Here is a 13267-nt window from a genome sequence, read left to right on the forward strand (position 1 = left end):
CTGGTGGGGGGTGGGGTTACGGGGCGGTGGTGCCGAACTCGATCCAGTTGAGGTTGAGGAGGCTCGTTGTCGGGCCGCCGGTTACCGGGGTGAACAGCAGGTAGAGGCGTTGCGGCCCGGCGGGGTGGGTGACGGGGATGGATTGGCTCGCGTACGAGCTGTTTCCGCTGGTGGCGTTGAGGGTGGCGGTGGCGACGACCGTGCCGGTCGGCGAACCGACCCGGAGTTCCACGTTGGCCCGTGGTTGGCCGACCGTGGCGGTGGAACCACCCGAGTAGCGCAGCGTCACCGAGTTCACGCCGGCGAAGTTGATCGGCTCGAACGCGATGTGGTCACCGGCGTCGATGCCGCCGACCTGTGAACCACCGCCGGTGTCGGTGGTCGCGGCGATCGTCACGCCCTGCTGGACCTGGGCGTGCTCGGCCTGCTGCCGCCGTAGTTGGATGATCGTCTGGCCGACCGTGGTCAGCGCCGGCTGACCGTTGGCGCCGAGGTCGGTGTACGTGGCGCTGACCCCGCCGTAGAGGTAACCACCGGCGTGGTCGGCACCGTCGGCCGGGGTGGGCAGGGTGCCCGTGCAGCCACTGGTCTCGGTCTCGCCGTGACCGTGGGTGTCGTGCCCGAGCACGAACGAAACCGTGACCCGGCTACAGTCGACCGCCCCGTCCTCCGGGTCGGTGACGGCGACCGTGAACGGCACCGTGTCACCCCAGTTGAAGAACGTCCCGCCTGCCGGCACCGTCACGGTGACCGTCGGAGCGGTGTTGCCGACCACGATTTCCCTGGTCAGCACCGCCGTCTTGCCACTGGAGTCGGTGACGGTCAGCTTGGCGTTGTACACCCCGTTCGCGGTGTACGTGTGGGTCGGGTTCGGGTCGGCCGAGTCGACCGTGCCGTTGCTGTCGAAGTCCCAGGCGAAGGAGATCGACTCACCCGGGTCCGGGTCGGACGAACCGGCGCTGGAGAAGCGCACCGGCAGCGGAGCCTGGCCCGAGGTCGGGTTGGCCGACAGGGCGGCGATCGGGGAGCGGGTGCCCTTCACGTACCGGATCATGGACAGTTGGGCGTCCGGGTTGGCCCGGAAGAAGCCGTCGCCGTACTCCAGCACGTAGAGGTTGCCGTCCGGGCCGAACTCCATCTCCATCGGGTTGTCGAAGACGACACCGGGCAGGAACGCCTCCACCCCGGTCAGCTGTCCGCTGCCGTTGGTACGCATCATGAACAGCTTGTCCCGGGTGAACTCCCCGAAGACCACGCTGTTGTTGTAGTACTCCGGGAACTTCGTCTCCGAGGTGTTCGCCGAGTCGTACTTGTAGATCGGTCCGCCGTGCGGACCGACGCCACCGGTGCCGATGACCGGCCACTGGAAGTCGCAGGTCGCCGGCGGGGTCTGGAGGTAGCCTCCGGCGCAGGTGGTCCGGGCCTCGTAGGTGTACCAGAACTGCGGCTGCGCCACCGCCGGCAGGACCGTACGACCGGTGTTGCGCGGCGAGTTGTTCACCGGGGCGCCGCAGTTGAACGGCTCCCCGGAGGTACGGGTGGCAAAGTCGTAGTCGATGTACGGCAGACTCGGCGAGTAGCAGTACGGCCAGCCGTAGTTGGCCGCCTTGTTGGTGGCGAACCACCGGCCGACGCCCTCCGGACCCCGGGTCGGGCTGGAGGTACGCGAGTCCGGCGAGTAGTCACCGACGTACACGAAGCCGTTGCTGTCCACGTCGAACCGGAACGGGTTGCGCAGGCCCATCAGGAAGATCTCCGGACGGGTCCGGTTGTCGTAGTCGGCGTTCTCCGGGAACAGGTTCCCGGCCGGGATGCTGTACGTACCATTTTCCTTGACCTTGAGTCGCAGCACCTTGCCGCGCAGGTCGTTGGTGTTGCCGGCGGAGCGCTGGGCGTCGTAGCCCGGCCCCTGGGTGGGCGACTCGTTGATCGGGACGAAGCCGTCCGAGCCGCTGGCGTTGGTGTCGTCACCGGTGATCAGGTAGACCAGACCCTTGCCGTCGAACTTCACCTTGCCGGCCACGTGGCAGCAGATGCCCCGGTCGGTGTCGACCCGGATGATCTGCTGCTCGGTCGACATGTCCAGTCGAGGGGTCGGCCCGTCGACGAACTTCACCCGGGACAGTTGGTTGTAGCCCTTGAACGCGTTCCAGACCGTCGGGTCGGTGCTGGTCGCCGGCGCGTCGCCCTCGTTGACACCGGGGGTGGCCGGGTTGTCCAACGGAGTGTTCAGCGGCGGCGAGTAGTAGATGTAGACCCACTTGCTGGTGGCGAAGTCGGGCGCGATCGTGATCGTCTGCAACCCGTCCTCGTCGTGCTGGTACACCGGCACGGTGGTGATCACCGGGCTGGCGCCGGTCGTCGGGTCGTACAGCCGGATCTCACCGCCACGGGTGTTGTGCAGCACCCGCCCGTCGGGCAGCACCGACAGCGACATCGGCTCGCCCGGCTCGTCGTTGAGGGTGACCTTCTCGTAGTTGCCGAGTACGGTCGCGCCGCAGTCGCCCTCGACCACGCCGGCCGCCCACTGGATGCCGCCGAGCAGGTGCTTCTTGAAACCACCAACCCGGTACGTCTCGATCGAATGGCCGAGGCCGGTGTAGAACGAACGACCGCCCTGGTAGTCCTTGCACCAGCTCACCGGGTGGTCGAAGCCCATCGTGCCGCCCGCGAAGCTCTTCTCCTGCGCGGTGGCGAGCACGTGCGACGTACCCCGGACGTTGCTGGAAAAGTTGTACCACTCCTCGGTCAGGGTCATCGTCTGCGGCGTCGCCTCGGTGGCCGGGTGCACCCGGTCGGCGACCTCGACCACACCGGCCTCGGTGCTGGCCACACCGGACGCCTTCGCGCCGACCAGGTTCTGGTAGAACGCCCAGTCCGGCTCGGTCTCCGCAGCCGCGTGCACGCCGACGTAACCGCCGCCGGCCTTGACGTACGACTCGAACGCCGCTTCCTGGCCGGGGTTGAGCACGTTGCCGGTGGTGTTGAGGAAGACCACCGCGCGGTAGTCCGCCAGGTTCTCGGCGGTGAACGCCGCCCCGTCCTGGGTGACCGTCGCGGTGAACCCGTTCGCCGAGGCCAAAGCCTGGATCGTACGCACACCGTCCGAGATGGACGGCCGGCGCGTACCGGCGGTCTTGGTGAAGACGAGTACCCGGTAGTCGTCCGGTGCACGGACCTCGGAGCGCAGGGCCGCCGGCCCGTTCTCGGCGGTGACCAGGCGTTCCTCGGCGGTGCCCGGATCGGGTGCGGCCGAGGCCGGAACGGCGACCAGGCCGGGGATGACGATGGTGGCGCCGGCCACGGCGGCGAGCCACCGGCGCAGGGGTCTTGTCATATGTTCCTCCGGGGGTGTGGAGCGGGCATGCGGCCGCACCCGTCGAACCGGACGCGCACGGGTCCGGTCCCGGTGGTTCGGTTGCCACAATGAGGTGTGCTGCCGCGTCCGTATGGATGGTGCGCGATCTCGCAGGACCCGTCACCGGCTGCCGACCGATGATTCCGGGATGCTGTCCGTTACCGGGTGGACGCGTGCGCCGGCACGACGATCCACGCTTCCTGCTGCTCGGGCCGGTCGTGCTGCACCGGTCCCGCCACCGCCGCGTGGGCGGAGGATCAGGGGCTCAGCCGCGCTGCGTCGGCCGAGAAAATCGGTACGGGAACTGGGCGGAGGGTTGGCCGCCTGTCGTACCGGGTCATCCGGCCGTGATGGGCCGGGGGAGCGTTGGCGGGCGGCTGGAGGCTGTCTTGTCCATGTCTCGCTACCTTCCTCGCGGCCGGAGCCGCGGCGACGATGCGGGAGTTGGCGGTGGGACAGTGGCGCCGCCGATGCGCAACTGAAACGTTTTTGTGTGCCCCGTACTGGGGTTTCGGGAGGTGCTCTGGCTGAAACAGAACCTTAATCCGTGGGCAACACGAAAGATAGACCCAAGACCAACTAACTTCCGTCGATCCCAACAGAAGTCCCCCCTCCCCCCGCACAAAAGCCCCCTCCCCCCTCCCCCTCCCCCCTCCCTCCCCCTCCCCCCGCGCGCGTCCCTACCCTCCCGCGATCTAGGGCAAATACGTGTTGTTTGATCTCTGCGCGCCACCATTTGCCCTAGATCGACGGGGAGGGGGGCGGGCGCGGCGGGGGGAGGGAGGGGGGAGGGGGAGGGAGGGGGGAGGGGCGGGGAGGGGGTGCGGGTTTGGGGGCGGGGTGGTATGGGGGTGTGCGCCTATGATGTTTGGGTGGTGTGTGTTTTGTGGAGTTGTCGGTGACGGATCGAGACGAGGTTGGGCACGGTGGTCAGAGGTAGGTTCATCCGGTTCGACGAGGCCCGTGGATACGGATTCATCACGCCTGACGGCGGTGGTGAGGACGTCTTCGTGCACGCGAATGTGTTGGGTGACGGGAAATACGCGTTCGTTCCGGGGATGCCGGTGGAGTTCGACGCGGTGGAGAGCGATCGGGGCATGAAGGCCCTCGCGGTCCGCATTCTCAAATCGGACCGGGCGGCGACGCCGGCCGGCAACGGGCTGTCCGGCGAGGTTTCGGTGGTGGAGCGTTCCGAGGACGACGGCATGTGTGACGTACTCACCCCGGCCGGCTTCCGGCACGAGGTGACCGAGCTGCTGCTCAATGCCGTGCCGACGATGACCGGGGCGCAGATCGTCCAGTTACGGCAGGGTCTCGTCGTGCTCGCCCAGCGACACGGCTGGGTGGAGCACTGACGGTACGCACATACGGGCGGGCGGGCAGCGGCGGGAGAGTCGCGACCCGCCCGCAGTTTGTGAAGGCGTATTTATAATGCTCGAATCTGCCGAAGACCCCTATTCTCCGGGTCATTCACCAGAATATGCGTACCGTCCGGGTAAGACAGTTCTCATCGGCATCACATTGACTTCAAATTGCCGTACTCCATAGATTTCCAGCTATTCGCGTCGCCGTGACCGTGGGTGTTCCGGGCGGCGTGTTCCGGCAGAAACAACTGGAGGCGGTTCATCATGGCAGAAATTCGCGCATTCCGGCGGGCGTTGGGCGTGGCGCTCGGCGGGCTGGTCGCGATCCCGGTCATACTCGTCGGATCCGCGGGGCCGGCGCAGGCCGCGCCGAACTGCGGTGCGGTGGTCACCGCCAGTACGACCGTCACCGCGAACCTGGTCGACTGCCCCGGTGACGGACTCGTGATCGGGGCCCACAACATCGTGCTCAACCTCAACGGCAGGACCATCGACGGCGTCGGGCTCGGCGTGGGCGTACACAACAACGGTTTCGACAGGGTGACCATCCGCAACGGTACGATCACCGGGTTCGACTACGGCGTCCGGCTCAACCCCGGCACCCTCGGGAACCTGGTCACCGCGATCACCGCCCGGCACAACGAGGTCGCCGGGGTGGAACTGGTCAACGCCGACACCAACAACCGGGTCATCGGCAATGTGCTGGAGTTCCAGTCGCAGCGCGGGATCGCCGTGCTCGGCGGTTCGACCGGCAACATCGTGCGCGGCAACACCGTACGGGAGAACCGGGACGGCATCTACGTCGAGAACTCGGCCAGCAACACCGTCGAGACCAACCAGGTGATCGACAGCAGTGACCGGGGAATCGAGGTGGTCGGCTCGCAACGGGTGACGCTGCGGTCCAACACCCTCACCGGCAGCGGGGACGCGGCACTCGCCCTGTCCGGCTCCAATCTCAACACCGTCGACAGCAACACCGTCACCGGCAGTGGCGACGCCGGAATTCTGCTCGGCACCGCACACGACAACCAGGTGCTCAACAACCGGGTCTCGGGCAGCGGCGACGCCGGGATCCTGCTCGACGTCGCGCACCGCAACACCGTACGGGCGAACAACCTGAACGTCAGCGCGCCCAACGCCAGCGGTATCGAGCTGATCGGGTCGAACAGCAACGTACTCCAGTCCAACACCGCCAACGCCCAGCTGAGCAGTGGTGTCGAACTACAGAACTCGGCCGCCAACCGGTTGCTGAGCAATACCGCGAACACGAACAACGGGGCCGGCATCTTCGTCACCGGCTCGGCCGAGACGGCGGGCAACGTACTCGACGGGAACACCACCAACGCCAACAACGGCAACGGCATCGTCGTCGACAACGCGGGCAACACGGTCCGGCGCAACATCGCCCGGAACAACAGTGGCTGGGGGATCTACGCCGCGCCGGGCAACACCGACGGCGGCGGCAACCGGGCCAGCGGCAACAGCCAGGTCGGCCAGTGTTACGGCGTGACCTGCACGGCATAAGCGAATCGGCTACGACCGAATCGGCTACGACCGAATCGGCTACGACCGAATCGGCTACGACCGGGGTGGTTCCGGGGGCGCGGTATATCGGCCGTCCGGAGCCGCCCCCGGCTGTTCCGGACGGCGGGCGCTTCCGCCTGCGGTCAGTGGGCGCTGACGGTCGGTGCCACTGACGGTCGGTGCCACTGACGGTCAGCGGGGCGGTTCGGGTTCGGTCACGTCGGCGACGGTGGCGTCGAGTGCGCGTACCGCCTCGTCGGCGTCGAGTGCGATGGCGACGCCCCGCTCGCCTGCGCCCAGGGTGATCCGCCGCCCGCGTACGCGTTCGTCGGCGACGACCGGCCAGGCGGTGGTCGCGCCGAACGGGGTGATGGTGCCGCGCTCGTACCCGGTCGCGTCCCTGGCCGTGCCGGCGTCGGGCAGCGAGAGCCGGTTGACGCCCAGCAGCGCGCGCAGCTTGGGCCAGGAGATGACCCGGTCACCCGGTACGAGTACGAAGACGTAGTCGTCGTCGCCCCGGCGGATCACGATCGTCTTCACGATGTCGGCGACCGCCAACCCGAGCGCGGCGGCGGCCTCGGCCACGCTGCCCACCGGCCCGTGTCGGATCACCTCGTACGTTACGGCGGCGGAGTCGAGAGCGGTGACGGCGGAGCCGGGCATGGCTGCACAGTACCTCCGGTCGGTGCGGCCGGTCGCGAGGTTCGGGAGGTGACGGCGTTCACCTGCCGATCCGAGGGAAGGCGGCATTCACCTGGCGATCCATCGGATGTCGATGTCCCGTCGGTAAGCCCGTGTCGATCCGGGAACACGGGCTTTGCCGGCCTACTTACCGACAGTGGTTGTGAAAGCGTTCAAAGTGCTGGTAGACATCGGATGTATCACGGCCGTTGGGTGCCCGAGAGCCGGATGAGTCACACCGCAGCGGACGGTCCGGCGGCGCTGGTGCAGCGTTGCCGCCACGCCGGGCGGTGCGGGTCGCCGACTCCGGTGGCGCCGCACTGGGAGCCTGTGAGCTGACTGTCCGCGCGGGCCGGAGGGGAACGAGCATGGCGCTCACCGACGAAGCGATCCACAAGATCAAAGAGATGATCGTCTCCGGCGAACTGCGCCCCGGCGACCGGCTGCCCAAGGAGGCCGACCTGGCCGACCGGCTGGGGCTGTCCCGCAATTCGCTGCGGGAGGCGGTCAAGGCGCTGTCGGTGATCCGCGTGCTTGACGTACGACAGGGCGACGGCACCTACGTGACCAGCCTCGACCCCGGTCTGCTGCTCGACGCGATGAGCTTCGTCGTCGATTTCCACCGCGACGACACGGTGCTCCAGTTCCTGGAGGTGCGTCGGATCCTGGAGCCGGCCGCCGCCGCGATGGCCGCCCAGCGGATGACCGAGGAGGGCATCGCCACCCTGCGTACGCTGCTCGACGGGTTGGGCGGTGAGCCGACAATCGACGCGCTGGTCGCCAACGACCTCGAATTCCATCGGCAGATCGCGGCGGGCGCCGGCAACGACGTGCTCTGCTCGCTGATCGACAGCCTCTCCGGACCGACCACCCGGGCCCGGATCTGGCGCGGCCTGACCCAGGAGAGTGCGGTCGCCCGCACCCGCGAGCAGCACGCGGCCATCCTCGACGCGATCGCCTCCCGGCAGCCCGAACTGGCCCGGTCCTGGGCCACCGTGCACGTGGCCGGCGTCGAGGAGTGGTTGCGCCGCGCGCTCTGAGCGCCGGCCCGCGTCCCGGTCGGTCCCGGACCGCTGCCGCAGGCTCGCGACGCCACCCGAGCGCCGGCGGTACGCGTCGAAGGCTGGTCACCGGTGGCTACCCTTCCGGCGTGTACCTCTCCGGCACCAGCTCCCCGGCATGACCATGCGGCCCCCGGCCCCGCTCCGGTCGCGTCCGGTGCAGTACGCCATCCTCTGTGGATACGTCGTGCTCCTTGCCGCGTGGGTGGTCGGCAGCCTCCGGCTCCGGGACACCGGTTACGGGCAGTCGGTGTATCTCGGCGGCATCCTGGTGATGATCATCGTCCAGTCGCTGTGGGCGTGGGTGAACGGCCGGGAACACTCGGGCAGCCGCCGGAGGACGGTCTTCGCCCCACCCCGCACCGACGGGCCGCCGGTCCTGGTCGCGCCCGCCCGTGCCTGGTGGCGTACGGACCGGTCCTGGCGGCTGTTCGCCGGTGTGGCGTTGATCCAATACTCGATTTTCACGCTGGGGCAGGACCTGTCCGAACTCGACTGGCTGCTCTGGGCGAGTGGCCTTGTCGTACTGCTCGCCGGGGTGGCCGTGGTCGGGACGATCGTGAGAATCCTGCTGGACATCCATCGGGGTGCGGATCTGGAGTTGCGGCCGGGCGGGGTGTCACTGCCCGGACTGACGGGTCGGCTGGAGGTGCCCTGGGCGGAGCTGCCGTCCGGCCGGTTGAGGGGACGCGGCCACACCGACCGGCTCGTCCTGCGGGTGCGGCGGCCGACGTCGAGCGGGCTGTTCCGTCGTCGCCGACCGGTGACCGTCTGGTTCGACCGGTACGCCGTCGCGCCGGAGCTTCTGACCGGTGCGATCCGGCACTACCTGGATCATCCCGAGCACCGCGCCGCCATCGGCACCGACGAGGAGTACGTGCGGCTCCACGTCCTTCTCCACCGAGAGCCGGATCCGGTGGGGTAGATGGCGGGGACTGATACTCCCTTGTCGTATTTCTGACCGGTAACCCTGGCCCGTTCGGCTGGGAGTCGACCGACTACAGGTCTTACGCTCTGCATCATGTTCGATACTCTCCGGCAGGACTTTCGGCGGAACCGGGACCCGTTGGTCCGGCTCGTGCTCGCGGTCTTCCGCTTCGGGCAGTGGACGGCTGCCCGGCGTACCGCCACGCGGCGGTGCTGGACCCTGCCGTACAAGGTGTTGAATCTGCTGGTCATCCGGCTCGGCACGAACAGCGACCTGCCCCGCGAGCTGAGCTGCGGCCCGGGGCTGCGCCTGTTCCACCCGTACGGGCTGGTGTTCCACCGGGATGCCCGGCTCGGGCGGAACGTGAGCATGTACCACCAGGTGACGATCGGGCGGCGGGACCACAGTGGTGAGCCGGTCATCGGCGACGAGGTGACGGTGGGCGCGGGCGCGACCGTACTCGGGCCGATCGTGATCGGGCGGGGCGCGAAGATCGGGGCCGGGGCCACGGTGCTGGACGACGTCCCGCCCGGCGGCCGGGCCCTCGGCCCAAGAGCGTCGGTCACAAGCCTCTCCACCACCAACCGACCGCCCCTACTCGACCCCGCACTCCCCCCAGACACCCCCCTCACAAACCCCAACTAGCACGCCCCGAGCACGCCCCGAGCACGCCCCGAGCACGCCCCGAGCACGCGCCGATCTTGGACTTGTGGCTGTACGCAAATCCGTACGAGTTTCCTAACTCGGGCACCACAAGTGCAAGATCGGCGACGAGAGTGAGGGGAGGGGGGAGGGGGGCTAGTGGACTACGGCTAGTGGGGAGTGGGTGTGGTGGAGTAGTTGTTGGCTGACCGAGCCGAGGACGAGTCCTCGGAAGCCGCCCTGGCCTCGGCTGCCGACCACCACCAGTTGGGCCTGCCGGCTCGCCTCGACCAGGACGGCGGTCGGGTGGCCGGGTACCACCTCGGCGGTGATCGGCAGGTCCGGGTACCGGTCCCGCCAGCCGGCCAGCTCCTCGTCCAGCGCGGCCAGCTCGTCCCGGCTGACGTCGGCCGGATCCGGGTCGGCCGGACGCCACGGCCGCCTCGGCTCATGCCGGGCCCGGATCGCGTGCACCGGGACCGCCCGGCTGAGCGCCCGCCGCACCGCCCAGTCCAGCGCGAGCCGGGCGTACGGCGAACCGTCCGTCCCGACCACGATCCGCCGCCGGCCGTGATCAGCACCCCGACCGGCATCCCGATCGGCGGCGACGGGGGCATCGGGAGGGTCGACGGTCGATGGGCGGACGATCACGACCGGGCACTGGGCGTGGGCGCTGACCGCGATCGTGGTCGAGCCCGCGAGCAGGCCGCTGAACCCGCCGTGTCCACGGCTGCCCAGCACCACCATCGCCGCGTCGGCGGAGCGCTGTCGCAGCCCGATCGCGGCCGGGGTGTCCAGCACCTCACCGCGTACGGTCAGGTCCGGGTGGGAGTCGGCGGCCTCGCTGACGGCGGCCGAGACCAGTTCCCCCACCTCCTGCCGGGTCGTGTCGTCCGGCCAGGTGCCCGGTCCGGGGCCGGGTCCGATCCAGCTGCCGGCGGTCATCCACTCGAAGGCGTACGCCAACCGGACCGGCGCCCCCGTCCGCGTGGCCTCGTCCAGCGCCCAGGCGAGCGCGAGCCGGGCTCCCTCGGAGCCGTCGTACCCGACCAGGATCGGCCGCTCACCCATGACTGCCCCGCTCATGGCTGCCCCTCATCCACGACCGCCCCCGCTCATGGCCGCCCCGCTCATGGCCGCCCCGCTCACGGCCGCCCCGCTCACGGCCCCCGCTCGTCACCGTCCCCGTTCCTCACCGTCCCCGTTCCTCACCGTCCCCGTTCCTCAGCGCCCCCGTTCCTCAGCGCCCCCGTTCCTCAGCGCCCCCGTTCCTCACCGCCCCGGCTCGTCCACCGCTCAGCCGCGGTTGCCGATCCAGCGCCATTCGGCTACCCGTGGCGCGTCCTCGCCGTACCGGCGGGTGTACTCGCGGCACTCCTGCCGGGCGTCGATCATGGATTGGCGCAGGTGTGCGGCTCGGGCGGCCAGGCCGGGCACCCGGTCGATCACGTCGACCACCAGGTGGAACCGGTCGAGCTGGTTGAGCATCACCATGTCGAACGGTGTGGTGGTGGTGCCCTCCTCCTGGTAGCCGCGTACGTGCAGGTTGTCGTGGTTGGCGCGGCGGTACGTCAGCCGGTGGATCAGCGCCGGATAACCGTGGTACGCGAAGATCACCGGCCGGTTCCGGGTGAAGATCGTGTCGAACTGGGCGTCCGGCAGCCCGTGTGGATGGGCTACCTCGGACTGGAGGCGCATCAGGTCGACCACGTTCACCACCCGTACCCGTAGTTCGGGCAGGTGCCGCCGGAGCAGGTCGGCGGCGGCCAGCGTCTCCAGGGTCGGTACGTCACCGGCGCACCCGAGCACCACGTCCGGCTCGGACCCGTCGTCGCTGCTGGCCCAGCCCCAGATCCCGAGCCCGCGCCGGCAGTGCAGCACCGCCTCGTCCATCGCCAGCCAGTTCGGGCCGGGCTGCTTGCCGGCGACCACCACGTTGATGTAGTGCCGGCTGCGCAGGCAGTGGTCCATCGTGCAGAGCAGGGTGTTGGCGTCCGGTGGCAGGTAGACCCGGACCACCTCGGCCTTCTTGTTCACCACGTGGTCGATGAAGCCCGGATCCTGGTGCGAGAAGCCGTTGTGGTCCTGCCGCCAGACATGACTGGACAGCAGGTAGTTCAGCGAGGCCAGCGGCTGCCGCCAGGCGATGTCGCGGGTCGTCTTGAGCCATTTGGCGTGCTGGTTGACCATCGAGTCGACGATGTGGATGAACGCCTCGTAGCTGGTGAAGACGCCGTGCCGACCGGTCAGCAGGTAACCCTCCAGCCAACCCTGACAGAGGTGTTCGGAGAGCACCTCCATCACCCGGCCGTCGGGGGAGAGGTGGTCGTCGTCCGGGCGTCGTTCGGCGACGAAGACCCGGTCGGTCACCTCGAAGACCGCCTCCAGCTTGTTCGAGGCCACCTCGTCCGGGCCGAACAGCCGGAACCGGTCCGGGTTGGCCACGATCACGTCGCGCAGCCACCGCCCGGTCGGGATGGTCGCCCCGGTCGCGGTGGCGCCGGGTTCCGGCACCGCCACGCCGTAGTCGCGGTAGTCGGGCAGCACCAGGTCGCGCAACACCTGGCCACCATTGGTACGCGGGTTCGCGCTCATCCGCAGGTCGCCGGCGGGCACCAGCTCGCACACCTCGGGTACGGGCGAACCGGTGGCGTCGAACAGCTCCTCGGGGTGGTAGCCGCGCAGCCAGCGCTCCAACTGGGCCAGGTGCTCCGGGTTGTCCCGTACCCCGGCCAGCGGGACCTGGTGGGCGCGGAAGGTCCCCTCGACCCGGCGGCCGTCGACCTCGCGCGGTCCGGTCCAACCCTTCGGCGTACGGAGCACGATCATCGGCCAGCGGGGGCGCTCGACCACGCCGGTGCTCCTGGCCCGGCCCTGGATGGTGGCGATCTCGTCCAGCGCCCGGTCCAGGGTGCCGGCGAGTTCCCGGTGCACCCGGTCCGGTTCGTCGCCGGCAACCACGTACGGCCGGTAGCCGTAGCCGTGCAGCACCGACAGCAGGTCCTGTTGCGGGATCCGGTCGAAGATCGACGGGTTGCCGATCTTGTAGCCGTTGAGGTGCAGGATCGGCAGTACGGCGCCGTCGCGGGCCGGGTTCAGGAAGACGTTCGACAGCCAGCTGCCGGCCAGTGGTCCGGTCTCCGCCTCGCCGTCGCCGATCACGCAGGCCACTATCAGGTCGGGGTTGTCGAACGCGGCGCCGTAGCCGTGCATCAGCGAGTAGCCGAGTTCGCCACCCTCGTGGATCGAGCCCGGCACCTCGGCGGCGACGTGGCTGGGGATGCCGCCGGGGAAGGAGAACTGCCGGAACAGTCGTTCCATCCCGCTCTCGTCCCGGTTGACCGACGGGTAACGCTCGCTGTAGGTCCCCTCCAGCCAGGTGTTGGCCACGATCGCCGGCCCACCGTGTCCGGGCCCGGTCACGTAGATCATTTGTAGTTGGCGCCGGACGATGGTCCGGTTCAGGTGCGCGTAGATCAGGTTCAGTCCGGGGCTGGTGCCCCAGTGGCCGAGCAGCCGGGGCTTGATCTGGGCCGCGGTCAGCGGCTCGCGCAGCAGCGGGTTGGCCATCAGGTAGATCTGGCCCACGGTCAGGTAGTTCGCCGCCCGCCAGTACGCGTTCAGCCGACGCAGCTCGTCGTCGGTCAGCGGGGCGTGCGGATCCAGGGCGGTGTCCATCGGCCTGAGCCTGCCGTCTGTCGGGTGCCCG

9 protein-coding genes are annotated in these 13267 nt (G+C 69.2%); 5 read left to right on the forward strand and 4 right to left on the reverse strand.

All coding sequences use genetic code 11. The annotated features are described in order from the left end of the window. Window positions 1-16: 16 nt before the first annotated feature. Window positions 17-3337: a ThuA domain-containing protein gene (locus tag OG792_RS09230; protein WP_329108804.1), complete on the reverse strand. Its 3321-nt coding sequence runs from the start codon at window positions 3335-3337 to the stop codon at window positions 17-19. 947 nt (window positions 3338-4284) lie between these two features. Here OG792_RS09230 and OG792_RS09235 point away from each other — a divergent pair. Then, a complete protein-coding gene (locus OG792_RS09235) occupies window positions 4285-4713 on the forward strand; it encodes a cold-shock protein (RefSeq protein ID WP_329108805.1) in 429 nt (142 codons plus the stop codon). Between the two features lie 273 nt (window positions 4714-4986). Further along, window positions 4987-6246 (forward strand): right-handed parallel beta-helix repeat-containing protein, encoded by a 1260-nt coding sequence (locus OG792_RS09240; protein WP_329108806.1) that lies wholly within the window; start codon window positions 4987-4989, stop codon window positions 6244-6246. Window positions 6247-6438: 192 nt separating this feature from the next. On the opposite strand, the gene OG792_RS09245 is transcribed toward OG792_RS09240, so the two are convergent. Next, window positions 6439-6909, reverse strand: a complete 471-nt coding sequence (locus OG792_RS09245; RefSeq protein WP_329108807.1) for an aminoacyl-tRNA deacylase — start codon at window positions 6907-6909, stop codon at window positions 6439-6441. A 386-nt stretch (window positions 6910-7295) separates the two neighbouring features. Between OG792_RS09245 and OG792_RS09250 the strand changes: the two genes are divergently transcribed. The 3 genes from OG792_RS09250 (at window position 7296) to OG792_RS09260 (ending at window position 9561) form a co-directional block, all read left to right on the forward strand. Further along, window positions 7296-7967, forward strand: a complete 672-nt coding sequence (locus tag OG792_RS09250; RefSeq protein ID WP_329108808.1) for a FadR/GntR family transcriptional regulator — start codon at window positions 7296-7298, stop codon at window positions 7965-7967. Window positions 7968-8106: 139 nt separating this feature from the next. Next, entirely contained in the window at window positions 8107-8913 is an 807-nt protein-coding gene (locus tag OG792_RS09255; RefSeq protein ID WP_329108809.1) for a hypothetical protein, read from the forward strand. A gap of 96 nt (window positions 8914-9009) precedes the next feature. Further along, window positions 9010-9561: a serine acetyltransferase gene (locus tag OG792_RS09260; protein ID WP_329108810.1), complete on the forward strand. Its 552-nt coding sequence runs from the start codon at window positions 9010-9012 to the stop codon at window positions 9559-9561. 153 nt (window positions 9562-9714) lie between these two features. Here OG792_RS09260 and OG792_RS09265 read toward each other — a convergent pair whose 3' ends face one another. Further along, complete coding sequence (locus tag OG792_RS09265; RefSeq protein WP_442932456.1) at window positions 9715-10629, reverse strand: universal stress protein; 915 nt, start codon at window positions 10627-10629, stop codon at window positions 9715-9717. Window positions 10630-10854: 225 nt separating this feature from the next. Beyond that, a complete protein-coding gene (locus tag OG792_RS09270; RefSeq protein WP_329108812.1) occupies window positions 10855-13236 on the reverse strand; it encodes a phosphoketolase family protein in 2382 nt (793 codons plus the stop codon). Window positions 13237-13267: the final 31 nt, after the last annotated feature.

The organism is Micromonospora sp. NBC_01699, from assembly GCF_036250065.1.
Lineage (GTDB): Bacteria > Actinomycetota > Actinomycetes > Mycobacteriales > Micromonosporaceae > Micromonospora_G.

Excerpts from the sequence above, each read along its gene's own strand:
- OG792_RS09265 (WP_442932456.1), bottom strand. The coding sequence starts at position 10,629 with ATGGGTGAGCGGCCGATCCTGGTCGGGTACGACGGCTCCGAGGGAGCC.
- OG792_RS09230 (WP_329108804.1), bottom strand. The coding sequence starts at position 3,337 with ATGACAAGACCCCTGCGCCGGTGGCTCGCCGCCGTGGCCGGCGCCACC.
- OG792_RS09250 (WP_329108808.1), top strand. The coding sequence starts at position 7,296 with ATGGCGCTCACCGACGAAGCGATCCACAAGATCAAAGAGATGATCGTC.
- OG792_RS09260 (WP_329108810.1), top strand. The coding sequence starts at position 9,010 with ATGTTCGATACTCTCCGGCAGGACTTTCGGCGGAACCGGGACCCGTTG.
- OG792_RS09245 (WP_329108807.1), bottom strand. The coding sequence starts at position 6,909 with ATGCCCGGCTCCGCCGTCACCGCTCTCGACTCCGCCGCCGTAACGTAC.
- OG792_RS09240 (WP_329108806.1), top strand. The coding sequence starts at position 4,987 with ATGGCAGAAATTCGCGCATTCCGGCGGGCGTTGGGCGTGGCGCTCGGC.
- OG792_RS09255 (WP_329108809.1), top strand. The coding sequence starts at position 8,107 with ATGACCATGCGGCCCCCGGCCCCGCTCCGGTCGCGTCCGGTGCAGTAC.
- OG792_RS09270 (WP_329108812.1), bottom strand. The coding sequence starts at position 13,236 with ATGGACACCGCCCTGGATCCGCACGCCCCGCTGACCGACGACGAGCTG.